The 23,553-nt window shown below is 40.8% G+C and carries 19 protein-coding genes; 11 read left to right on the top strand and 8 right to left on the bottom strand.

Features of this window, described 5'->3' with window-relative positions; all coding sequences use genetic code 11:
* Positions 1–4: 4 nt before the first annotated feature.
* Entirely contained in the window at positions 5–1,084 is a 1,080-nt protein-coding gene (locus IPP86_13310) for a quinone-dependent dihydroorotate dehydrogenase (GenBank protein ID MBL0139487.1), read from the bottom strand.
* A 222-nt stretch (positions 1,085–1,306) separates the two neighbouring features.
* Between IPP86_13310 and IPP86_13305 the strand changes: the two genes are divergently transcribed.
* The 3 genes from IPP86_13305 (at position 1,307) to smpB (ending at position 4,458) form a co-directional block, all read left to right on the top strand.
* On the top strand, positions 1,307–1,972 hold the full coding sequence (locus tag IPP86_13305) for a metal-dependent transcriptional regulator (GenBank protein ID MBL0139486.1): 666 nt from the start codon (positions 1,307–1,309) through the stop codon (positions 1,970–1,972).
* A 56-nt stretch (positions 1,973–2,028) separates the two neighbouring features.
* Positions 2,029–3,930 carry an Nramp family divalent metal transporter gene (locus IPP86_13300; protein MBL0139485.1) on the top strand — a complete coding sequence of 634 codons (1,902 nt, stop codon included), beginning with the start codon at positions 2,029–2,031 and terminating at the stop codon, positions 3,928–3,930.
* Between the two features lie 84 nt (positions 3,931–4,014).
* On the top strand, positions 4,015–4,458 hold the full coding sequence (smpB, locus tag IPP86_13295) for an SsrA-binding protein SmpB (protein ID MBL0139484.1): 444 nt from the start codon (positions 4,015–4,017) through the stop codon (positions 4,456–4,458).
* Between the two features lie 193 nt (positions 4,459–4,651).
* On the opposite strand, the gene IPP86_13290 is transcribed toward smpB, so the two are convergent.
* Positions 4,652–5,494 (bottom strand): hypothetical protein, encoded by an 843-nt coding sequence (locus IPP86_13290; protein MBL0139483.1) that lies wholly within the window; start codon positions 5,492–5,494, stop codon positions 4,652–4,654.
* A gap of 789 nt (positions 5,495–6,283) precedes the next feature.
* Between IPP86_13290 and IPP86_13285 the strand changes: the two genes are divergently transcribed.
* Both IPP86_13285 and IPP86_13280 read left to right on the top strand, forming a co-directional pair.
* Positions 6,284–9,508 (top strand): SusC/RagA family TonB-linked outer membrane protein, encoded by a 3,225-nt coding sequence (locus IPP86_13285; GenBank protein ID MBL0139482.1) that lies wholly within the window; start codon positions 6,284–6,286, stop codon positions 9,506–9,508.
* Positions 9,509–9,550: 42 nt separating this feature from the next.
* Complete coding sequence (locus tag IPP86_13280) at positions 9,551–10,945, top strand: SusD/RagB family nutrient-binding outer membrane lipoprotein (protein MBL0139481.1); 1,395 nt, start codon at positions 9,551–9,553, stop codon at positions 10,943–10,945.
* A gap of 147 nt (positions 10,946–11,092) precedes the next feature.
* On the opposite strand, the gene IPP86_13275 is transcribed toward IPP86_13280, so the two are convergent.
* Positions 11,093–11,749, bottom strand: coding sequence for a protein-L-isoaspartate(D-aspartate) O-methyltransferase (locus IPP86_13275; GenBank protein MBL0139480.1), 657 nt, complete (start codon positions 11,747–11,749; stop codon positions 11,093–11,095).
* Positions 11,750–11,920: 171 nt separating this feature from the next.
* Between IPP86_13275 and IPP86_13270 the strand changes: the two genes are divergently transcribed.
* The 4 genes from IPP86_13270 (at position 11,921) to IPP86_13255 (ending at position 16,189) form a co-directional block, all read left to right on the top strand.
* Positions 11,921–12,907: a Gfo/Idh/MocA family oxidoreductase gene (locus IPP86_13270; GenBank protein MBL0139479.1), complete on the top strand. Its 987-nt coding sequence runs from the start codon at positions 11,921–11,923 to the stop codon at positions 12,905–12,907.
* 13 nt (positions 12,908–12,920) lie between these two features.
* Positions 12,921–13,793, top strand: coding sequence for a hypothetical protein (locus IPP86_13265; GenBank protein ID MBL0139478.1), 873 nt, complete (start codon positions 12,921–12,923; stop codon positions 13,791–13,793).
* On the top strand, positions 13,793–15,205 hold the full coding sequence (locus IPP86_13260) for a sugar transferase (protein ID MBL0139477.1): 1,413 nt from the start codon (positions 13,793–13,795) through the stop codon (positions 15,203–15,205). Before IPP86_13265 ends, IPP86_13260 begins: the two co-directional genes overlap by 1 nt.
* Positions 15,206–15,298: 93 nt before the next feature.
* Complete coding sequence (locus IPP86_13255) at positions 15,299–16,189, top strand: 3-hydroxybutyryl-CoA dehydrogenase (protein MBL0139476.1); 891 nt, start codon at positions 15,299–15,301, stop codon at positions 16,187–16,189.
* Positions 16,190–16,196: 7 nt separating this feature from the next.
* Here IPP86_13255 and IPP86_13250 read toward each other — a convergent pair whose 3' ends face one another.
* The 5 genes from IPP86_13250 to IPP86_13230 form a co-directional block, all read right to left on the bottom strand.
* Positions 16,197–16,811 (bottom strand): DUF4294 domain-containing protein, encoded by a 615-nt coding sequence (locus tag IPP86_13250; protein ID MBL0139475.1) that lies wholly within the window; start codon positions 16,809–16,811, stop codon positions 16,197–16,199.
* 79 nt (positions 16,812–16,890) lie between these two features.
* Positions 16,891–18,375, bottom strand: a complete 1,485-nt coding sequence (gene accC / locus IPP86_13245) for an acetyl-CoA carboxylase biotin carboxylase subunit (GenBank protein MBL0139474.1) — start codon at positions 18,373–18,375, stop codon at positions 16,891–16,893.
* A 127-nt stretch (positions 18,376–18,502) separates the two neighbouring features.
* Complete coding sequence (gene speB / locus IPP86_13240; protein ID MBL0139473.1) at positions 18,503–19,396, bottom strand: agmatinase; 894 nt, start codon at positions 19,394–19,396, stop codon at positions 18,503–18,505.
* A 10-nt stretch (positions 19,397–19,406) separates the two neighbouring features.
* Positions 19,407–20,600, bottom strand: coding sequence for an ADP-forming succinate--CoA ligase subunit beta (sucC, locus tag IPP86_13235; GenBank protein ID MBL0139472.1), 1,194 nt, complete (start codon positions 20,598–20,600; stop codon positions 19,407–19,409).
* A gap of 87 nt (positions 20,601–20,687) precedes the next feature.
* Complete coding sequence (locus tag IPP86_13230; GenBank protein MBL0139471.1) at positions 20,688–21,218, bottom strand: DinB family protein; 531 nt, start codon at positions 21,216–21,218, stop codon at positions 20,688–20,690.
* Positions 21,219–21,588: 370 nt separating this feature from the next.
* On the opposite strand from IPP86_13230, the gene IPP86_13225 reads away from it, so the two are divergent.
* Together IPP86_13225 and IPP86_13220 are read left to right on the top strand one after the other, a co-directional pair.
* Complete coding sequence (locus tag IPP86_13225) at positions 21,589–22,248, top strand: ABC transporter ATP-binding protein (protein ID MBL0139470.1); 660 nt, start codon at positions 21,589–21,591, stop codon at positions 22,246–22,248.
* A 2-nt stretch (positions 22,249–22,250) separates the two neighbouring features.
* Complete coding sequence (locus IPP86_13220) at positions 22,251–23,537, top strand: T9SS type A sorting domain-containing protein (protein MBL0139469.1); 1,287 nt, start codon at positions 22,251–22,253, stop codon at positions 23,535–23,537.
* Positions 23,538–23,553: the final 16 nt, after the last annotated feature.

Below are 23,553 nucleotides of genomic sequence, written 5' to 3'. Positions count from 1 at the left end.
CTGTTCATTGGGAATGTTTCAAAAGTTCTTCTGATATTTTTTTCACAAGTCCGGGCCCTTCATAAATAAAACCTGTGTATAATTGAATCAGGGATGCGCCGGCTTCAAGCTTTTCAAGTGCATCCTCAGGAGAATGTATTCCGCCCACTCCAATGATTTTATATCTTCCCTGAGCCTTATCCGCGAGATAACGAATTACCTCAGTAGATCTGGAAGTCAAAGGCTTTCCACTCAACCCGCCTGCACCAATTTCTTCAATGGTTACTTGATCCGCTTTCAAACCATTTCTAGAAATAGTTGTATTCGTAGCGATGATACCATCCAGTTTGGTTTCCAGGGTTACCTCTATAATTTCATCCAATTGAGCATTGGTCAAATCCGGTGCAATTTTTAAAAGCAAAGGTTTTCTTTTAAGATTATTATCAGCATTTGCTCCATCGGATCCGGCACTCAATTGAGCATTGAGCTTTTGCAGATGACTCAGCAGTGCCAGCAGAGGCTCTTTCTCCTGCAGCGAACGTAAATCAGGTGTGTTGGGAGAACTCACATTCACAACAAAATAGTCCACAAACGGAAACAAAGCCCGGAAACAGATATCATAATCCTGAATAGCTTGTTCATTCGGGGTGGATTTGTTTTTACCGATATTTCCTCCAACGATCACATGCGCGGGGCGGTTTTGAAGTCTCTGAACCATGGCTTCCACCCCTTCATTGTTGAAGCCCATCCTATTGATAATACCTGCATCCTGCTTTAAACGAAACATGCGAGGTTTGGGATTACCAGGCTGAGCTTTTGGTGTCACAGTGCCTACTTCAATAAACCCAAAGCCCAGACATGCCAATTCAGGAATAAGTTTCGCGTCTTTATCAAATCCCGCTGCCAGTCCGACCGGATTCGGAAATTGAATTGAAAATATATTGCGTTCAAGACGGGGATCCTGTTTCACAAACAACTTTCGCAGCAGGAATTTCATGCCGGGTATCCTGCCCAGTACACGCAGGCTCAACACAACAACATGATGGATTTTCTCCGGGTCAAAAAGAAAAAATACCGGTTTTAAGAGACTCTTATAAACTCCCATACGGCATCAAATTTAATACAATTCAGCGGAAATACTGTTTCTGACAATCAGTCCTTTACACATACGTGAGCCCCAATAAATTCAATTCAGGGTTCTTTTCTCCACTACACTGTTCTTGCTTTTTTCTTTTATTGAAATAAATATTTAGATTTGTCTAAATTTAATATCAGTTAGTTCTAAAATTTACCTCACGAATTCAATTCAACACGCTTAAAATTCGATATGCATTCCCTCTCTGAAGAAAATTATTTAAAAGCGATTTACAAGCTTCTTGAAAAAGGAGATAAGAAAATCAGTACTACAGCGATCGCGGCATTGGTAGAGACGGCTCCTGCTTCGGTCACCGATATGTTGAAAAAGCTCGCCGAGAAAAAACTGATTCGTTATGAAAAGTACCAGGGTGTCGCCCTGAGTACATCCGGCCGGAAAGTAGCAGTCAACATTATCCGTAAGCATCGTTTATGGGAATTATTCCTGGTGGAAAAACTGGGCTTCTCCTGGGATGAAGTGCATGAAATAGCCGAACAGTTGGAACACATAAAATCTGAAGCTCTGATCACAAAACTGGATCATTATCTCGGTTACCCTAAATATGACCCCCACGGTGATCCGATACCGGACGACCAGGGAATTTTTCACGTGCAAAATACCATACCATTAAGTGCCGCTGAGATGGACAAGCCAGTCATAATAACCGGTGTCATTGATCACCGCCCGGTTTTTCTTCGCTTTATGGAAAAGGAAGGATATTCTCTCGGAAAAAAAATTATCATCAGGCAAAAACTGGAAATAGATCAATCGATGAGTTTGCTTCTTTCAGGAAACAAGAAAATTAAGCACATCAGTCATGAAGTAGCCAGAAACATCCTGGTTCTGCCTGTTAAATAACAAAGTTAGCAATTGAGCCTGTCCGCTTCTTTTAATTTTTAAAATACTTCTTCAAAATGCTCGAATTAAAACATTCAAATACTTCACTCCCGGAAGTACATGAGACTGTTGATACTTCCAATACCGGTAAAGGCTGGAGAAAAATCCTTGCCTTTTTAGGTCCGGCATATCTGATAAGTGTCGGTTATATGGACCCGGGAAACTGGGCAACCGATATTGCCGGTGGTAGCCAGTTTGGTTATTCCCTGATTTGGGTTTTGCTCATGTCTAATCTCATGGCTGTTCTGCTCCAGAGTCTGAGTGCCAGACTGGGAATTGTACGTGGTCGGGATCTGGCACAGGCATCGAGAGAAACCTATTCCAAACCGGTCAATTTCGCTTTGTATTTTCTTGCGGAAATCGCGATAGCTGCTTGTGATCTGGCGGAAGTCTTAGGAATGGCAATCGGGTTGAATTTGCTTTTTCACATTCCCTTGTTGTGGGGCGTTTGTATCACTGTATTTGACACGTTTTTACTCTTGTTCCTGATCAATTTTGGTATTCGCAAAATGGAAGCATTTATCATCGCGTTGATTGCAGTAATTGGCCTGGCATTCCTCGCGGAAATGATTCTTGCACAACCTGATCTCGGTGAAGTTGTAAAGGGTTTTGTGCCAACCCTTCCAAACGAAGCAGCATTATATATAGCGATTGGTATTATTGGCGCTACGGTGATGCCTCATAATTTGTATTTGCATTCATCACTGGTGCAAACCAGAAAGTTCAATCGTTCTTCAAAGGATATCAGGAAGGCCATACGGTACAATATTTTCGATTCTGTCATTGCCCTTAATCTTGCATTTTTTGTAAACTCAGCAATACTTATTTTAGCGGCTTCTACATTTTTCAAGAATGGATTATATGGAGTGGCAGAAATTCAGGACGCCCATAAATTTCTGGAACCTTTGTTGGGAACTAAACTGGCACCCGCATTGTTTGCGATTGCCCTCATTGCATCCGGACAAAGTTCCACGCTCACCGGTACTCTCGCCGGACAAATTGTAATGGAAGGATATCTCCGATTACGTATTGCACCCTGGATGAGAAGATTGTTGACCCGTTTGATTGCTATTATTCCGGCACTGATCACCATTGTATATTTTGGAGAACAGGCAACGGGAAAGTTACTTATACTATCACAGGTAATTTTAAGTCTGCAGCTTGGTTTTGCCGTAATTCCTTTGATACATTTTGTGAGTGAAAAAAGTAAAATGAAAGAATTTGTAATTCCAATCTATGTTCAGATCGCCGCCTGGATTTCCGCCATTATTATTGTTGGTTTAAATGCTCGACTGGTTTACAGCCAGGTTCAGGATTGGTTGGAAAGCAGCAGCAACCCGGTAATTATTTGGATCACCGTTGTTCCAATAATACTTATGGCTGCTTTACTTTTGTTGTACATCACCTTCAGGCCATTGTTTAAGAAGTCTCACCACGAGAAAGCAAAAGTTCCTCATCTCGAAGCAAAAGAACTCATACTTACGGAACCAAAACCCTACAAGAGAATTGCTATTGCAGTGGATTTTTCAAAAATGGATCAGTTAAATATCACCAACGCAATCAGTCAGGGAGGAAAACGAGCACATTATTTACTCATACACATTGTCGAATCTGCGGGAGCGTTGATGATGAAACAGGAAATTCAGGATTTTGAATTCCGGTCTGATCAGAAGAATATGGAAAAATATGTCGACGATTTAAAATCAAAAGGATATGATGTTGAATTAAAGATTGGTTACGGAAATCCTAAAAAAGCTATCCCGGATCTCGTGAATCAATACAATGCGGATCTCCTGGTAATTGGTGCTCATGGTCACCGTGGATTCAAGGATATGATCCTGGGAACGACAGTTGATTCTGTGCGACACCGCATTCATGTTCCTGTCTTAATTGTACGGGAAGAAATCCCGAACAATTGAAAATTGAAACGAAGAGCAATTGTATTGAGAAAGGATGCCATTGCTTTCTGTATCTTAGCACCTTAAAGGTTGCTTTATTAAAGCATGGATAAAATACTAATACAGAACAAGAAGGCCTCTTTTGAGTTTCTACTGCTTCAGACATTTACTGCCGGCATTGTGCTCACAGGTACTGAAGTTAAGGCCATTCGTGAAGGGAAAGCCAGTTTATCCGAGGCGTATGGAATCCTGACAAACGGAGAACTGTGGTTAAAGAACATGCATATCTCTGAATTTAAGCAAGGCTCCTACAATAATCATGAACCCAAGCGACTCAGAAAACTGCTTTTAAATAGACTTGAACTACGAAAAATCGAATCCAGACTCAAAGAAAAGGGAACAACCATTGTTCCTATCCAACTCTACTTTAATGAGCGGGGATTCGCTAAAGTGGATGTCGCAGTAGCGAGAGGAAAGAAGATGTTTGACAAACGGGAAGATCTGAAAAAGAAGGATCAGGAGAGGGAGATCAGGAAGGTCGTTCGGTAGGTTTTTTAGTTCCGGGATTGGGGAATGAGGATTGAGGATTGGGGATTGAGGATTGAGGATTGAGGATTGAGGATTGAGGATTGGGTACATTTAGTAAATATTCATTTTCTGAAAAACAACCAACAACTAACAAGGCTATAAAACAAAAAAGTCCGGCAGTTTGCCGGACTTTTTTGTTAAACGATTGTATGTATTAGAAATACATTGAAAGAACGATCTGTCCACCAGCGTTATCTACATCAAGGTTGAAGTTAGATGATTTGCCGGATTTAGAAGTAACTGTTTTTACACCAGGAGTAGTTGCACCACCATCCCAGAATTCAGTTGTAGTTTCGCCTTCTCCAGTTGAAGAAAGACCAAGTCCCCAGCCGTATTCAGCGCTAAGAGACATTTTTGGAGCGAAGAAATATTCAGCACCGATGAAACCACGAAGGTTGATACCGAATGTTGAACCATTTTTATCTTCAGTTGTACGTTCACCAGTTGTTTGGTTGATGTTGCTACCCCAATCAGTAGAGCTTGGTGCAGGATTGGTTGAAGAAAACGCGTTACCATAAGTGTAAGTTGTTTTGCTGCTTCCAATACCGATTCCTGCTTCAGCACCGTAGAAGCCTTTCAAACGGCCTTTTCCACGATATTTCTGAATACCAGCACCGATGTTGAAGTTCATAGAACTGATCTTACGGTTATCAGTTACAGTTGCAGGAGGATTTGATGTGCTTCCATCCTGATTCAGGATAGCATCATTGGAATTAGAACCAAAACCGATACGCAATTTCGCGCGCATAGCTGTGTTCTCATCCTTCATCATTTTACCAACCAACATCATGTTTTGCTGATAACTGGCAGAAACAGAGTTGTCAACTGTATTGTTGAACAAGTTTCCGAAGTAGCCCAGAAGTGGAGCTGCGTCAAATCCAATGGACCAATCTTTTGCCTCCGGAAGAATCGGAGTTCCTTTTTTTGACATCATGTCTTGAGCATTAGCGCTAATCATCGCTGTTGCTAAAGCTGCACTAAGAATGATTTTTTTCATTTTTCTGTGGTTTAAGGTTTAGTTGGGTTTATAATGGTGACAAATTTAAGCGCATCTCAAAATATGAGTCAAGTATTTATTAGAGTTATCCACCCTTTACTGTTCATAGACCTACCATTCAACTCATTAATTTATCTGTTTAACCGAATTTTAACTTTTAATCAAGAATAAGGTTTCACTTCCATGAAGTCGGGCAAAATTCAAAAATATTGCATCTTCAGAAAAAAAAACATGATCATTGTCTATTTGACCTTTCCTATCAGATTATATAATTCAACACAATTCATTGCAATATAACGACATATATCTTCTTTGATTACCCTTTTCTGCCTCACTTCTATTTGACTATAATTTGTGATTGATTTCAGAGCTCAGTACATTTTCAATTAATCCAGTTTCTGAAAGAACTTTTTATTTTGATACTTAATTATGTTAAGTCGAGTTTATTCTTCTGAATGTACTTTCATCGATAATTACAAAACAGGATTTTGATTAAGTGGAAATTTTTTAAAAAAATTATGGTTCCAATCTTCGATCTTTTCAGAGTACAATTGATGTGAAAAAAATCAAACACAAAAGAAAACACAAACTGATTTTTAATATTGATTTTTCCAAAATGCCCTAAAATCAAGAATTATGAACATGGTGTTTGAAAATGATCAGATTCACTTTCAAAAGATTGTCTTTCATGTTATCAAGTTTTTAAGTTAATTTTTGTTAATCAGCTTATTTTTTTAGTAGATTGACGTCAATTTTCAGGAAACGCTAGTTTAACCAAAATCAAATTCTATGAGAAAAACACTTACGCTATTCGCGTTGCTGTTGGCTCTTGTTTCAAACAAAGCCTCAGCTCAGGACCGAACCATTACCGGTAAGGTCACATCCTCCGAGGATAATTTGACAGTACCCGGAGTTAGTGTCGTTGTTGCCGGTACCACAATTGGTACATCCACCGACATTGATGGAAATTTTAAAATTACCGTTCCAGGCACGGCGAAAACCCTCCGCTTTTCAGGAATTGGAATGAAAACAAAAGATGTCACACTTGGTGCATCAAACGTAGTAGATGTAGTGCTCGATGCAGATGTAATGAAACTTGATGAAGTAGTTGTTTCTGCGATTGGAATTAAACAGGAAAAGAAGGCTGTAGGTTATTCTACGCAAACTGTGAATGGCGAGAGCCTGACCAAAGCCGGTCAGACCAACACCCTCTCTGCCCTTTCCGGAAAAGTTTCCGGTTTGCAGGTGACTCAATCAGCAGGAACACCGGGTGCGTCAGTAAACATTCGCCTTCGTGGAGCCGCTTCCATTACCGGAAGCAATGATCCATTAATTATTGTAGACGGAGTACCAATTGATAATTCTCATGAAGCATCAGGTAATCCGGATAATGGGGATAACAATTACCTCGAAGCTGTAAACAATTCAAATCGTGCAGTCGATATCAATCCTGACGATATTGAATCTATCAACGTATTGAAAGGACCTTCTGCAACTGCTCTTTATGGTATCAATGCTGCGAATGGAGCTATTGTGATCACTACTAAACGCGGAGCTAAAAAAGTTGGCGGTGGAGTGAATGTGATCATTGGCACAAAACTCAACTGGAGTGAAGTAAACAAACTTCCAGAGCAACAAAATAAATTTGTAAAAGGAACAGGTGGTGCATATCGCAGTTACGAAAATAGCGCATCCGGTAGCTGGGGACCTTCAGTAGATACTACTTATTGGAATCCGGCAGCAGCTACTCCTTTTAACCAATATGGTCAAATGATTGGAGCAACCGAAGCTGCAAGTACTCCGGGAGCAATCAAAATGACTCCTTATGATAACCTTGGCGATTTCTTCCGTACAGGATTTTCAATGGAGAATAATATCTCCGTTTCCGGTGGAACTGATGCAAGTACTTTCAGAGTATCCTTTTCTCGTTTGAAAGATGAAGGTATTGTTCCTCTGTCCAACTTCAACCGTTATACATTGTCTCTTGGTGGTGCAAGTAACATCACTTCCAAACTTTCCGCGACCGGTTCAATTACCTATTCAAAATCAGGTGGACGTCGTGTTCAGCAAGGTTCAAACCTTTCCGGTTTGATGCTTGACTTGTTAAGAACACCTATTTCGTTTGATAACTCAGGTGGTTATAGTGACCCTGAAGCTGCGGGTGCATACATTCTTGCAGATGGAACTCAACGTAATTATCGTGGGGGTGCTGGTTACGACAATCCATATTGGACAATCAACCAAAATCCATTTAATGATGACGTAAACCGTATGTACGGTTCGGTTCAGGGAGATTATAAAGCGACTTCATGGCTTAGCTTAACTTACCGTATTGGATCAGATTTTTATAGCGATAGAAGAAAGCAAGTTTTTGCTTTGGGCTCAAGAGCAGTTCCTGATGGACAAATTTTCCACCAGGATATTTTCTATCGTCACATCAATTCTGACCTCCTTGCAACTATCAGCGGAAAACTTACTGATGATCTTACCGGAAGCATCCTTGTTGGTAACAACTTCTTTAGTAGTTATAAAGAAAATTTATTTGTACAAGGTGACATCCTCAATTTTACGAATTTCCAAAACATCTCTGTTGCATCAAATGTTCTCACTCGTGAAAGTATTAACCGTTACCGCACACGAGCCTATTATGCACAAGGCAAATTATCGTATAAAGATTATCTATTCCTCGATTTGACCGGTCGTTCAGAGGCATCCTCTACACTTCCCAGTGATAAACGTACTTTCTTCTATCCTTCCGCAAGTCTTGGCTGGGTATTTACAGATGCTTTGAATATGCATAACAAAGTTTTACCATTTGGTAAACTGCGTGTATCCTATGCCATTGTTGGTAAAGATGCACCCATTTATGCACTTAAAAATTACTACACATCTGGTTTCTTCGCAGATGGTTGGACTGCAGGTATCTCCTTCCCTCTTGATGGTTTAGCTGGTTACACTTCGGATAATACACTGGGTAATCCAAACCTGAAACCAGAGAAAACCAAATCTTTTGAAATTGGCGCGGATCTCAAATTTCTTGATAACCGAATCGGACTTGACTTTACTTATTACAGCAGTAAATCTGAAGATCAGATCCTTGCGGTTCCTATCGCTGGATCCACTGGTTATCAATACCAGATCAAGAATGCCGGAAGTATGGAAAATAAAGGAATGGAGATCATGATGTACCTCACTCCAGTGAAAACCAAAAGTTTCACATGGGATATCACTTTGAACTGGGCTCAGAATAAAAACAAAGTGGTTTCACTTGCTGATGGAATCAAGGATGTATTCCTGGGTGGTTTCGAAGGTTCGGCAATTTATGCTGTAGTAGGTGAACCTTATGGGCAAATGTATGGTGGTCGTTGGTTACGTGATGGTAATGGAAACATTGTGATCAATGAAGCTGATGGACTTCCTATCCAGGATCCTACAGTTGGTGTAATCGGAGATCCTAATCCGGATTGGACAGGCGGTATCACAAATACCTTTACATACAAAGGAATCAGTTTGTCCGCTTTGATTGACATCAAACAAGGTGGTATCATCTGGAACGGTACCCGCGGTGCTCTGAACAACTTCGGTATGACAAAAGAAACAGAGACACGTGGAGAAACTAAAGTATTTGAAGGTGTTCGTGGTTACTACGATACTAACGGCAACCTTGTGATTACCGGTGATGCTAATAATGTTCCTGTTGTTCTGGATCAGTCTTACTATCAAGGTATCGGAACCGGTTTTGCCGGTCCTGCTGAACAATTCGTTGAGGATGGTTCTTATGTAAAACTCCGTGAAATTTCCTTGGGCTATTCTTTGGATAAAAAATGGCTCAAGAAAACTCCATTCGGAAGCATTGATATTTCACTGATTGGTCGCAATCTTTGGTTGCAAACAGATTACAAAGGTGTAGATCCTGAAACAAGTCTTACCGGTTCCGGTAATAGCCTTGGAATGGACTACTTCAACATGCCAAATACCCGGAGTTACGGTGTTAGCATTCGTGTAACCATGTAAGCTGAAATAATCATGTATCCATTAATTTAAAAACAGAACTCAATGAAAAGATTCCATATAAAAACCCGAACAATAGTAGCCTTGTTTGCTATTGCTTCTTTAGCTTCCTGTAAAAAGGATTACCTTGATGTGAATGATAATCCGAACCTTCCCAGTGATGTTCCGGTAAATATCATTCTTCCATCGGCCCAGGCTTCACTTGCTTATAATTACGGTGGGGACATTGGTCGTTTCAATGCCATTCTTGCTCAAAACGCCACAGGTGTTGGCCGCCAGTTTATTGGTTATAATAATTATGTATTCACAGAGGAAGATTTCAACAATCTCTGGAATAACATGTATGCCGGTAACATGGATGATTTGAACAAAATCATGCTGAAAGCCAACGAAACCCCAGGTGCGTACGATGTGTACAATGGTGTTGCTAAAATCCTGATGGCCTATTCACTGAATGCTATGACAGACATATTCGGAAATGTTCCTTACACTGATGCATTCAAAGGAAACTCAGAGCTGAACCCTGTCTATAATTCACAGCAGGAAATCTATGAAACGATCATTCCGCAATTATTGAGTACAGCAATCACTGACCTTGATAATGGCGCAGATGATTTTATCGTTCCTGGTAGCGATGACAGAATGTATGGTGGAAATACAGACCAATGGAAGGCTCTTGCGAATGGTCTATTGGCTCGTCTTGCCATTCACACTACCAAATTAAATGCAACTGCTGCTGCACAAGCTGCATTGGATGCAATTAATGCCGGTGGTTTAACAGGCTCAGCTGATGACGCACAATTTTCTTTTGGTACCAATTACCAGAATCCATGGTATCAGTACATTGATCAACGTGCGGACATCTCCTACTCACCTATTGATTATTACTATGGTGTAAGCTGTTACATCATTGATGAAATGATCGCCAATGATGACCCGCGTTATGGAGCTGTCATTGATACAGGTGGCGCATATTATGCTCCAGGTTTCCCTTCAGCTTTATACATGGCTGACAATGCTCCGGTATTCTTCTTCACCTATTTCGAACAAAAGTTCATCGAAGCAGAAGCCAAACTTCGTTTGGGTGATGACGCAGGTGCGGAAACAGCATTGCATGAAGCTGTAACTGCAAATATGGAAAAGCTTGGAGTTGCTCCGGCTGATGACGCTACCTATCAAACTGCTCACGTTGTTTGGACAGGCACTACGGCTGACAAACTCAACCTGATCATGACACAGAAATACTTTGCAAATTATCTGCAACCTGAATCATGGACTGACTGGCGCCGTACAGGATATCCTGACCTTCAACCTTCATCAGGAGCTACTAGTGCAATCCCACGTCGTTATATTTACCCAACTAACGAAAGATTGTACAACCCGAATTCCTCAAACCAATCAAGCACTATGTTGACACCGCGTATGTGGTGGGATAACTAAGCTACAGGTTTCAAAAAAAAGCTGTCACAATCGTGACAGCTTTTTTTTTGACTTTTTTCTAAATTAAATTCCTTGATAAATTTAATTATGTTAATCCGATAAATACCCGTGAGAATTTTATCGGATAAATTCTAAAGTTGTCATCTATTATTTTCCCCAGTCCTTGTGCTCCAACATTGGAACAAAACGAAAATTCTTTAACTCGTGTTTTTCAATAGCGGTCTCAGATGTCTTCAGTATCGTTGTCATTACCTGTACTTCTCCGGCTCCTACCGGGATTACCATCATCCCTCCCACTTTCAACTGTTTTACAAGTTCTTCAGGAACAAAAGGGGCTCCGCATGTAACCAGAATTTTATCAAAAGGCGCATAAGCAGGCAAACCCTTATAACCATCTCCATAAAACAGCTTTGGAGAATAGCCTATGGCCGGTAAAAATTCTTTGGCTTTGTCGAACAGTTCCTTTTGTCTTTCAATGGAAAATACTTTAGCTCCCATCTCCAGCAAAATACATGTCTGATATCCACTTCCTGTGCCTATTTCAAGGACTTTATCCCCCTTCTGCAGATGTAACAGGGAAGTTTGATAAGCAACAGTAAAAGGCTGGGAAATGGTTTGTCCTGCCCCAATCTTGAATGCCTGGTCGGTGTAAGCCTGGTTTAAAAATGCTTTTTCCAAAAAGTAGTGTCTTGGAACTTTCATCATGGCTTCCAGCACCCTTTCATCATCAATTCCTTTAGATTTGATGCTGTCAATCAACTGTTTACGCATCCCCTGGTGCTTGAAATTGTCCTCGTACTTCATTTTTTCGGTCTGGATATATGCAACAAAGAAACCCCGTAATTTGATAAAAAATTGAAATTTTCAGGTATTCTATCAACAAAAACACGTTCACATCGACATACTTAATCCTTTTCTCACGCCCCAAAATTTGCTAATTTCGCGTCGCAAATAATATTTTGGACGAAAATAACCATGTTGAAAATAGGGGTCATCGGTGCCGGTCATTTGGGGAAAATTCATCTCCGGTTATTGAAAGAAATTCAGTCCGTAGAATTGATCGGTTTTTATGATCACAGTCCGGAGCATTCTCAAGCTGTTTCCAGTGAGCTCGGTATCCGCGCCTTTTCTTCTGCGGAAGAGCTCATAGATCAGGCGGACGCGATTGATATCGTAACGCCAACCCTCGCCCATTTTGAATATGCAGTTAAGGCGCTAAGGAAATCCAAACATATTTTTATTGAGAAACCAGTTACTCACACAGTCAATGAAGGTAAAAAACTCGTTGCCCTTGTGCATGAAGCCGGAGTCAAAGCTCAAGTGGGTCATGTTGAACGATTCAACCCCGCTTTTCTGACCGCTCGACAATACCTGCATCAACCCATGTTTATTGAAACACACCGACTCGCAGAATTCAATCCGCGTGGCACGGATGTATCGGTGGTGCACGACCTGATGATTCATGATATTGACATCGTCCTGAGTGTGGTTCGGTCACCCGTTAAAAAAATCAGCGCAAGCGGTGTCGCTGTTGTGAGTGACACACCGGACATTGCCAATGCAAGAATTGAATTTGATAACGGTTGTGTAGCGAATCTTACTGCCAGCAGAATTTCGCTGAAGAGCATGCGCAAAAGCCGGTTCTTTCAGCGTGACGCATACATCTCAGTGGATTTTCTGAAGAAAAAAACAGAAGTAGTCCGTTTGAAAAATGTGGTAGGTGAACCAGGCCCTTTGGATATCACCATTGATCTCGGAAACAATAAGGGTTCAAAAATTATTTATTTCGATCAACCAAAAGTCGAAGAATCCAACGCGATTAAAATGGAACTTGAACAATTTGCTGAGTCCATTTTGGAAGACAAACAAACTCCTGTTCCTATTGAAGAAGGATTTCTTGCACTTCATGTTGCTCACCAGGTTATGGAAAAATTGAATTCCTCTTTGAATGTCTTTGCCTGATTTTTTTGAGAAAATGGAAAAGAAGGAATTAAAAAAATACCCCGCCGCTCTGTTTATCCTGAGCTGCTTAGTCGTTGTTTTTTATTCCTGCAATGTGATCAATCCGACAGAACCTGTGCCTTCTTATTTTCAAATTGATTCCATTGATCTGAATACAGATTACTCAACTGAAGGCAGCGCTACGTCAAAAATATCCGATGCATGGGTGTTGGTCGATAACAAATATCTCGGCACTTATGGTATGCCTGTTACTTTTCCGGCTATTGGAGAAGGAATACACAAAATAAGTTTCAGGGCCGGCATTCAGGTAAACGGGATGTCCGACAACAGAGCAGCTTATCCCCCATTCACCACTTTTGACACAACACTTAATTTCACACCTGGGAAAGTGTTTAACATCCATCCAATAATAAATTACAAAGAAGGAACGGTTTTTAAACAAATAGAAGATTTTGATGACGGCAGTCTTTCTCTGGTCTCAACTTCTTCCGGTTTTGCTCCACTAAACATCACACTTGCTTCGGATCCGAATGCATTTGAAAATAATTCCGGATATATTGAACTCACTGACAATGCGCCGGAATTTCAGGTGGCAAGTTCAGATACATTTTCTTTACCTGTATTCACTCCGGTGTACCTGGAGCTCAATTACAAGACTGACCATGAATTCTCAATTGGTGTTTTTGAAAATGGCTCCAGTGTTGTTCAGACTCCTCTTGTGTATGTGAGACCTTCATCTGTATGGAAAAAAATATATGTAAACATCAGCGAATTGGGTGGAATCACGGGAGGAAATGTAGTTTATAAAATTTATCTGAAAGGAGTCAAAATTTCCTCTCAGCCGACAGCTACATTTTATTTTGATAATCTTAAGGTGTTGTATTGATGAATAAACGTACGCAAACGCTCCTTTTTGTTTTTGCAGACTGGCTATCCGCTGTTCTTGCCTGGGGTATATTTTATGTGTACAGGAAATTGATCATCGAGTCACAGAAATTTGGATATGATGTTTTTGCTCTGGATAAAAAATTCTATATAGGCATACTGCTGATTCCTGTTTGTTGGGTATTCATCTACGCGATTACGGGTGCTTATACAAATGTATACAGGAAAAGCCGGCTGAAGGAATTAGGACAAACCTTGTATCTTTCCGTCATTGGAGTGCTCATCATATTCTTTTCTCTCTTGTTGGATGATACAGTTATCTCTTACAAATCCTATTACCATACTTTTTTTACTCTACTCACTCTTCATTTCACGATTACGGCGACTTTCCGATTTATACTTTCAACGACAGTAGTTCATAAAATTCATAAAAGACAAATCGGATTCAATACTGTGATGATTGGCAGCAATACGAATGCCGTGAATTTGCTGAAGCAGATGGATTCGGAACTGCAATCGGAAGGAAATAAATTTATCGGTTTTGTGCACGTTGACGGAAACAACGATCATTTGCTGTCTGCTCACCTTCCCAACCTTGGTGATATCCGTACGCTTCGCAGCATCATTCAGAAGCACAAAGTCGAGGAAGCCATCATTGCCCTGGAATCATCGGAACACGAGAATATAGGAAAGGTCATTAACGAACTGGAAGACTTACCTGTGATTATCAAAATCATTCCGGATATGTATGATATCCTTTCAGGATCCGTAAAAATGAACGCGATTTTCGGTGCTCCTTTGATTGAGATTTCTCCTGATCTGATGCCGGTTTGGCAACAATCCATGAAGCGCTTTCTGGACATCATGATCTCTCTCATTGTAATGATCTTCTTTTCTCCGCTCTATATTTTTACTGCCATCGGCGTTTTATTCTCCTCCAGGGGACCACTCTTCTATAGCCATGAGCGAATTGGCTTGCACGGAAAACCATTTAAGATCTACAAATTCAGATCCATGTTTGCTGACGCGGAAAAATTCGGCCCCCAGCTTTCCAGCACAGAAGATAAACGGATAACCAAATTCGGAAAATGGATGCGCAAGATCCGTCTGGATGAAATACCACAATTCTACAATGTACTGAAGGGAGACATGTCCATCGTCGGACCGAGACCTGAGCGTCAGTTTTTTATTGATAAGATCATGGTACAGGCTCCGCATTATCGCCATTTACAAAAAGTAAGACCCGGAATTACCAGCTGGGGTCAGGTTAAATTCGGATACGCGGAGAATGTTGATCAAATGGTTGAACGGTTAAAATACGATCTGATCTACATTGAAAACATGTCACTTGCTGTAGATTTTAAGATCATGATTTATACACTACTCATTATTTTAAAACACAAAGGAAAATAATCCGAACACGACAGTGCACGAATCTGGTGAAATGTCTGATAACCAAACTTGATTAAACAGAATTGAATTCATTCTTCTGAAAATATTATTACTATGAAAAAAGTTGCTGTCATCGGTGCAGGTACTATGGGAAATGGAATTGCTCATGTTTTTGCACAATATGGATTTTCAGTTCATCTGATTGATGTCTCTCAAGATGCTCTCACAAAAGCCATAGCTACTATTGGAAAGAATCTTGACCGGATGGTGGCAAAAGAAAAAATAACCGCATCAGAAAAAGAATCTACTCTTAAGAATATCCTCACTTTCACTTCTCTTGAACAAGGTGTAAAAGGCAGAGATCTGGTTGTAGAAGCAGCCACCGAAAACATCGATCTGAAATGCAAGATATTTCGTGACCTCGATAATTATTGCGATGCCGGAACAATCCTGGCCAGCAACACTTCCTCAATATCCATTACAAAAATCGCTGCTCAAACGAAACGTCCTGCACAGGTTATCGGGATGCACTTTATGAATCCGGTTCCTGTGATGAAACTTGTAGAAATTATCAGAGGATACTCTACTTCAGATTCGGTCACCCAACATATTTTTGAAATCTCTAAAAATCTGGAAAAAGTACCTGTTGAAGTGAATGATTATCCTGGATTCATCGCGAACAGGATTCTCATGCCAATGATCAATGAAGCGATCTATTCGCTTTATGAAGGCGTCGCAGGTGTTTCAGAAATAGATACTGTCATGAAATTGGGAATGGCACATCCTATGGGACCACTTCAACTGGCTGACTTCATCGGGCTTGATGTCTGTTTAAGTATTCTGAATGTTCTTCATTCCGGGTTTGGTAATCCAAAATATGCTCCTTGTCCGCTTCTTGTCAACATGGTCACGGCAGGACATTTAGGAGTGAAATCAGGAAATGGTTTCTATGAATATACTGCCGGTAACAAAGAGTTGTTAGTCGCTGAAAGATTCAGAAAATAAATTCCTCTTAAAAAGTTATCTGTCCGTACTCAATCTGCTTGACGATCATTTCTATGGTCTTGTCTTCACCCTCCGGATCATATTCGTCTTTCAGATCGTGACCGAATAATTTTGCAAGACCTTGCGCAAAAAATGCGTTCAAGGATCCTTTCAATTGTTTGATGAGCGTATAAGAGGTTTGTCCGGTTTCCCTGTCAATCAGTTTAATCAGCACATTCCCCTGGTTAATGCTGAGCTTTTTGATTTGCTCTTCAAAATCTTTTCTAACCTGATCTTCGACAGCTTTACGATACTTCTTCTTCTCTCTGTCTGAATTCATGGATGCCATTCTCAATTCCATTTCATTCAATTTTACGGCTGCCAGTCTCGCATAAGGATAAACTTTGATTACATTAAAACGCAGGCGGTAATATGCCTGAAGGTTTTTTAAATATTCAGGATTGTTGACATCAACAATATTTACAGTTGGGAGATTGACTACCGGTATGGTGTCTTCACCCTCCAGGATGTAAGGAAGTCGATAACCACCTGACTTTTCATCCTTTTGGGGATCCTGAGAAAAAGCAAATTGTGTGATAAGGATAAAACACCCAAGAACATAATAAAAACGATTTCGTTTCATGGACGGTTTCCCTTCAATTGCTATGCCGAAAAATCAAAAACAGAAAAAAACTTCATAATGGTTCATTTTTCAGGCAAAATTATTTCAAACGATTCGCTTTCCAGCTTGAAGTTGTTTCCGACTGGCTGAAATTTTTCAATGGAACACTACGTTGACGAAGCATTCTTACTGCGAGAATTGCGGCCAATTCCATTTCCTCTTTATTATTCGAAAGAAGGTACTCCGGTTTGAAATGATTTTTTACAAAATGCGTATCAAATTTCCCGCTCACAAAAGCCTCATGTCCCATCACGAAGCGGCAAAATCCGAGTGTGGTATTGACTCCTGTAATGCGATAATCATCGATCGCACGGATCATCCGTTCAATGGCTTCTTTCCTGTCTTTTCCGAAAACAATTAATTTAGCAATCAAAGGATCGTAATAGATTGGAATTTCCATTCCTTCAGCATAGGCATCATCCACACGCACACCCGGACCTTGCGGGATAACATAGGATTCAAGAGTTCCAATGTCAGGAAGGAAATTATTCGCAGGATCTTCAGCGCAGACCCTGATTTCAATGGAGTGTCCTTTCATTTTCAAATCCTCCTGCCGGAAAGATAATTTCTCCCCATTCGCAATCCTGATTTGCTCTTTTACGAGATCAAGACCGGTAATATTTTCTGTCACAGGGTGCTCAACCTGTAAACGGGTATTCATTTCCAGAAAATAAAAATTCAGATTTTCATCCAGCAAAAACTCAACAGTACCTGCTCCGGCATAATTACATGCTTTGGCAACCAGCACAGCGCATTTGCCCATTTCTTCCCTTAATTCCGGCGTAAGCACAGAAGAAGGGGCTTCTTCAACAACCTTTTGATGACGGCGCTGAATGCTGCATTCACGTTCAAACAAATGCACTACGTTTCCATGCAAATCACCCAGAACCTGAATTTCTATATGTCGTGGAGAGCCAACGTAACGTTCAATAAATACGGCGCCATCACCAAAAGAAGAAATTGCTTCACTCACCGCGAGCTTCATTTGCTCTTCGAACTCTTCCTGTTTGTTTACAACGCGCATCCCTTTACCGCCGCCACCGGCAGAAGCTTTGATCAAAATCGGGAAACCGATTTTTACGGCGATGGCTTTTGCTTCTTCCAGATCATCTATTGCTTTTGCCGTTCCGGGCACGAGTGGAATTTTGTGTTTTTCAGCTGTGGCTTTCGCTGCAAGTTTGCTGCCCATCATCCGCATGGAATTTCCATCAGGCCCGATAAAAATCAATCCGGCAGCTTTCACACGATCCGCAAAATCAGCGTTCTCAGAAAGAAATCCATAGCCGGGATGAATGGCATCAGCTCCTGTTTTTTTGGCGGCATCCAGAATTCTGTCCATCACCAGGTAACTCTGGCTGGAGGGTGACGCACCAATGTGAATGGCTTCATCTGCATAACGAACATGCAGTGCATTTCGATCCGCGTCAGAATAAACAGCAACGGTTTTAATCCCCATTTCACGCGCGGATCGCATCACACGAATCGCGATTTCTCCCCTGTTGGCAACCAGAATTTTCTTGATCATCGTTTGCAATGTCTTTACGTAAAGATAGGCACAATTTATAAAGGGAAAATCATGAAAAAACTCAAAATATCCACAGTAAAATCAGAAAAGAAAAGACAGTAATATTCCCCGGTTCAGAAAGAGTAATTCAGGGATTGAGTTTAGCTACCTGATAACCGATGAGCCGATAAACCAATTTTGCAAGAGTGTATTCCGACAAAATAGTTCCTTCCATCGGGGCGCATTCAACAACATCAAATCCTATAACATTCTTTTCATTAAAAACTTTTCTGAGAAAATCCAGAGTTTCTACCCAGAACAAACCATTCGGTTCTGCAGTTCCTACAGCTGGCATAATTGAAGGATCAAAACCATCGGCATCAATAGTGAGGTAAACATTATCACTCATCTTTGAAACAGCATCGGAAATCCAGTTCGCGTTTTTACGAATGTGATGTGCGTAGAAAGTATGAATATTCTTAGCCGACTTGATCAGATCAGCTTCTTCTTTACACTGTGCACGGATTCCAATCTGAACAAGCGGGATATTCAAATCATGAATCCTGGCCATGACTGATGCATGTGAATATGGATTATCATGGTATGCGGATCTCAAATCAGAATGCGCGTCGATTTGAACCACTGTGATGTCTTTGTATTTAGCAGCGTGGGCTTTTACAAAACCTAAAGTAACTGTGTGTTCCGCGCCCAATGAAACAACATACTTTCCATCTTCAATCAACTTTCTTGTCTCAGTTTCAATGAGGCCGACTGCATCGACATCCACTTTTCCCTGAAAATCAATTGCGGGAAGTGTCGCGATTCCGCATTTTTTATAGGTTTCTGTGTCGAGTTCTTCATCATAGAATTCAACAAAATGAGAAGCTGAAACGATAGCACCCGGACCATTCGCACTTCCTTCCAGATAGGATGAAGTATGTTCATAAGGAACCTGCTGGATGACAAATTTTGACGACTTGTAATCACACAAAGATGGTTCAGGGACAGCCAGGAAGGCTTCCTCGTTGGATAATGCTTTCATGATATTTGGTTTACTTTTTCAGAACTTCATTCACCAGATCAGCAGCTTCTTTCAACTGAATCGCTGAAAATACTTTAAGTCCTGATTCATCAATAATCTTTTTCGCTTCCTCAGCGTTAGTTCCCTGAAGACGGACAATAATCGGAACCGGAATGGCGCCGATATTTTTATAGGCGTCTACAATTCCCTGAGCAACGCGATCACAACGAACAATTCCTCCGAAGATATTCACGAGAATGGCTTTCACATTCGGATCTTTGAGGATAATCCGGAAAGCCTGCTCTACACGGGCTGCATTTGCAGTTCCACCTACATCCAAAAAGTTCGCCGGTTCACCACCTGCAAGTTTGATAATATCCATTGTTGCCATCGCAAGTCCGGCACCATTCACCATACAACCGACGTTACCATCCAGTTTCACATAGTTCAGGTTGTGTTCACCTGCTTCTACCTCCGTTGGATCTTCTTCCGCGATATCACGCATCGCCGCATAATCAGGATGACGGAACAAAGCGTTTTCATCAAAACCGACTTTTGAATCCACCGCGATAATTTTATCATCGGATGTTTTCAAAACCGGATTGATCTCAAACAAAGAAGCATCAATGGTATCGTAAGCTTTGTATAAGGAAGCGACAAACTTTGTCATTTGTTTGAATGCTTCTCCACTCAATCCCAGGTTAAAAGCAATTTTTCTTGCCTGAAATCCCTGCATTCCTACCTTAGGATCGATTTCTTCCTTAAAAATTAAATGAGGAGTTTTGGCAGCCACTTCTTCAATATCCATACCTCCCTCGGTAGAATACATGATGATATTTCTTCCTTTCTGTCTGTCAAGAAGAACGCTGATATAAAATTCTTTTGTTGGAGAGGCGCCCGGATAATATACATCCTGTGCGATGAGCACCTTACTTACCTTTTTACCCTGAGGCCCGGTTTGAGGAGTTACCAGATTCATTCCAATAATTGCACTGGCCTTCTCTTTTACTTCATCCAGCGACTTTGCAAGCTTTACTCCGCCGCCTTTACCCCTGCCACCTGCATGTATTTGTGCTTTCACTACCCACCAGGAAGTACCAGTAGTTTTGTTTAGTTCTTTGGCAGCTTCAACTGCCTGTTCAGGTGTTTCTGCTACAATTCCTTCCTGTATTCCGACTCCAAATGATTTTAGGATCGATTTTCCCTGGTATTCATGAATATTCATAGTGATGAATTTAGGCGTTTAAGCACAATTTTGCCGCACAAAAGTATCATTTTTTTTATCCGGAATGCCCGTGGAATCAGTAATTCATCACGATTTTTCAACGTTTAAATAACGCTCCTTTATGATCCTTTGATGGTGTCTTTCATGTACGATGATAAAATACAGGATCGCTTTTACACTTACAGGTGTATTGTTGGCAGTTCCTACATTTTCAAAAACGGAAGGATGTTGGTTTTGAAAAAAGGACAAGCTGGCTGCACGAATGGTCTTCCATTCTTCGTAAATACTTGAAAAACTTCTACTTGAATAGAAGGAATTTTCCGTGTAAAAATTTTCATCGAAAGCTTCGATTGGGGTCTTATCGTTCCTGGCAATACGAAGTGCCCTGTAAACCAGAATCCTTTCCGTATCACAGATATGCCCAACGACTTCTTTCAACTGCCACTTACCTTCGGCATAACTGTATCCTGCCTGAATTTCTGTGATTTCAGAATAAAATTTTTCCGATTCCATGGACAGTTTTTGAATGGCTTCCAAGAGGTCAGTCTCGGGCAGGTATTTCAGGTAACTCTGATAATATTGGGATAATTCCGAAATGGCCGGAGGAGTGATTTTCATGTAGTATTATAGTTTATTGATTCAGTCTAATTATCTGTATATAAAATGTTTATAAACAACAATGTCAAGTGAATTAATCGACAAATTTATTGAGACACAAACCTACAGACAAAATTTGAATGCTGATTGATCGTTGTGTTAATTCAGAGAGATGCTTAGATTCCTGTGGTAAAGAAATACCCTGTAATTAAAACCTTTTTCAGGTCTTCAAAACAATAAACCCAGATCAATTCTGTTATGAAATTGTGATTCTGAAAATTTCAATTTTAAGTTAAAACCTTGGCGAGAATAGCCGGTTGGAGCATCCTCTTTGACGGTGAATTTCCGGTTACTGAAGATTCATTACTTTCGTGGTCGAAGCAAAACAAGCATGATTAGAGCCAACGCAATACAGAAATCTTTTGATTCACTTCGGGTTTTGAAAGGAATTGAATTGAGCATCGAAACCGGTGAAATTATCTCCATTGTTGGTGCATCAGGAGCCGGAAAAAGCACTTTGCTTCACATTCTGGGCACTCTGGAGAAACCGGATTCAGGAAGTGTGAGTATTGATAATGTGGAGATCACGACCCTTTCCTCCCGCAAACTTGCTCTATTCAGAAATCAAAAAATTGGATTTGTTTTTCAATCACATCATTTGTTACCTGAGTTCAGTGCTTTGGAAAACGTGATGATGCCTGCTTTGATTCAAGGAGTTTCAAAAAAAGAAGCGATGAACAAGGCAAGTCATTTGCTGCATGTACTCAGTCTAAGTGAAAGATTGAGCCACAGGCCATCCGAATTGAGCGGTGGAGAACAGCAGCGTGTTGCGGTCGCAAGGGCGCTCATTAACAACCCAAGTGTGGTGTTTGCGGACGAACCATCCGGCAATCTTGATTCCAATTCAGCCAAATCATTACACCATTTGTTTCTTGAGCTTAGAGAACAATTTAAAAATACATTTGTCATCGTCACACACAATGAAGAGTTGGCACGACTCGCGGATAGAAAACTCGTGATGAAAGACGGCATATTGGTCAACCAAAATTAATTATGAAAAAACCCCTCCTGCATACATTTTCATTCTTTTCAAAATCATTCATCTTCGGGTGTACTCTCCTGTCAACAGCACTTTCAGGTGCAACAGGTGTTGATACCTGGATTCGTAGGGCCGACTTTCCCGGTATCGAACGAATCAATGCAGTGAGTTTTGTGATAAATGGTCAGGCATTTGTTGGGACAGGACAGGACAGCCAGGGAAATTTGCTTACAGACTTCTGGAAATTTGATCCGGATATAAATGCATGGTCCCAGGTGGCGGATTTCGCCGGTGTGGCAAGAAAAGGCGCTGTTGGTTTTGCAATCGATACACTGGGATATGTCGGAACCGGCTATGACGATACAAACTTTTTGAAAGATTTCTGGAGTTTTAATCCTGTAAGCAATACATGGCAAAGTGCACAGGAACTCGGACTCTACAACACGAGCGCCATTACAAGTGGCAGACGAGATGCTGTCGCAATTGTCGCAAGGTCCAGGGCATATATCCTTTGTGGTTATGATGGAAGTTCCGGTTATGTAAAACAAACCTGGGAGTTTAATCCATACGCAGATACCTGTTGGACCATCAAACGGAACCTTGGCAATGTATCTGATCTTGCAACTTTCGGCAGACGTTGGGCAGCCGGCTTCGCCATTCGGGACACGGTGTATTTTGGTACCGGATTTTCTTTTTCTCAGGACTTGAAAAAAGATTTCTGGAAATACAATCCACTTCTCGATGCCTGGACACAGCTGGCCGACTTTGAAGGAGAGTACAGATCCAATGCAATCTCATTTTCTCTTTTCGATAAAGGCTATGTTGGATGCGGCACTTCTACATCCTATCAAAATGATCTTTGGAAGTACGATCCTGTGTTTAATTCGTGGATTGCTGTTGCTTCTTATCCGGGTTTACCATTTTCGAATGGAACCTGCTTTGTAATCAATAACAGGGCTTTTGCAGGAATGGGAAATGATAGCTTATTGAATATTCAAACAGATCTATGGGAATACACTCCTGACAGTACTTCTTCACTTCCTGAATATTCCACTGAATCGGGATTCACGGTCTACCCTAACCCGGCAGTTGATCGTCTGAGAATCCACTCCAATGACATTTCAATCAAGAAGGATGTGGTATTTTCAATCTTCAATTCAAACGGACAATTGACTAATAAAATTCATTTAGATGAAATAATTACTGAAATCTCTTTAAACACATTTTCGTCAGGGATATATTTTTATTCTATCACTGATTCTAATAAAAAAATTACCTGTGGCAAATTCATTGTGCAATGAATCTATCACAGGTAAT

Source organism: Bacteroidota bacterium (assembly GCA_016720935.1).
Lineage (GTDB): Bacteria > Bacteroidota > Bacteroidia > AKYH767-A > 2013-40CM-41-45 > JADKJP01.
Note: the sequence above shows the minus strand (reverse complement) of the source record. Positions and strands in the feature narration are given on the sequence as shown.

What these genes read in the sequence shown, in the direction of transcription:
- IPP86_13310 (MBL0139487.1), bottom strand. Translation starts at nt 1,084, where the DNA reads ATGGGAGTTTATAAGAGTCTCTTAAAACCGGTATTTTTTCTTTTTGAC.
- IPP86_13305 (MBL0139486.1), top strand. Translation starts at nt 1,307, where the DNA reads ATGCATTCCCTCTCTGAAGAAAATTATTTAAAAGCGATTTACAAGCTT.
- IPP86_13300 (MBL0139485.1), top strand. Translation starts at nt 2,029, where the DNA reads ATGCTCGAATTAAAACATTCAAATACTTCACTCCCGGAAGTACATGAG.
- smpB (MBL0139484.1), top strand. Translation starts at nt 4,015, where the DNA reads ATGGATAAAATACTAATACAGAACAAGAAGGCCTCTTTTGAGTTTCTA.
- IPP86_13290 (MBL0139483.1), bottom strand. Translation starts at nt 5,494, where the DNA reads ATGAAAAAAATCATTCTTAGTGCAGCTTTAGCAACAGCGATGATTAGC.
- IPP86_13285 (MBL0139482.1), top strand. Translation starts at nt 6,284, where the DNA reads ATGAGAAAAACACTTACGCTATTCGCGTTGCTGTTGGCTCTTGTTTCA.
- IPP86_13280 (MBL0139481.1), top strand. Translation starts at nt 9,551, where the DNA reads ATGAAAAGATTCCATATAAAAACCCGAACAATAGTAGCCTTGTTTGCT.
- IPP86_13275 (MBL0139480.1), bottom strand. Translation starts at nt 11,749, where the DNA reads ATGAAGTACGAGGACAATTTCAAGCACCAGGGGATGCGTAAACAGTTG.
- IPP86_13270 (MBL0139479.1), top strand. Translation starts at nt 11,921, where the DNA reads ATGTTGAAAATAGGGGTCATCGGTGCCGGTCATTTGGGGAAAATTCAT.
- IPP86_13265 (MBL0139478.1), top strand. Translation starts at nt 12,921, where the DNA reads ATGGAAAAGAAGGAATTAAAAAAATACCCCGCCGCTCTGTTTATCCTG.
- IPP86_13260 (MBL0139477.1), top strand. Translation starts at nt 13,793, where the DNA reads ATGAATAAACGTACGCAAACGCTCCTTTTTGTTTTTGCAGACTGGCTA.
- IPP86_13255 (MBL0139476.1), top strand. Translation starts at nt 15,299, where the DNA reads ATGAAAAAAGTTGCTGTCATCGGTGCAGGTACTATGGGAAATGGAATT.
- IPP86_13250 (MBL0139475.1), bottom strand. Translation starts at nt 16,811, where the DNA reads ATGAAACGAAATCGTTTTTATTATGTTCTTGGGTGTTTTATCCTTATC.
- accC (MBL0139474.1), bottom strand. Translation starts at nt 18,375, where the DNA reads ATGATCAAGAAAATTCTGGTTGCCAACAGGGGAGAAATCGCGATTCGT.
- speB (MBL0139473.1), bottom strand. Translation starts at nt 19,396, where the DNA reads ATGAAAGCATTATCCAACGAGGAAGCCTTCCTGGCTGTCCCTGAACCA.
- sucC (MBL0139472.1), bottom strand. Translation starts at nt 20,600, where the DNA reads ATGAATATTCATGAATACCAGGGAAAATCGATCCTAAAATCATTTGGA.
- IPP86_13230 (MBL0139471.1), bottom strand. Translation starts at nt 21,218, where the DNA reads ATGAAAATCACTCCTCCGGCCATTTCGGAATTATCCCAATATTATCAG.
- IPP86_13225 (MBL0139470.1), top strand. Translation starts at nt 21,589, where the DNA reads ATGATTAGAGCCAACGCAATACAGAAATCTTTTGATTCACTTCGGGTT.
- IPP86_13220 (MBL0139469.1), top strand. Translation starts at nt 22,251, where the DNA reads ATGAAAAAACCCCTCCTGCATACATTTTCATTCTTTTCAAAATCATTC.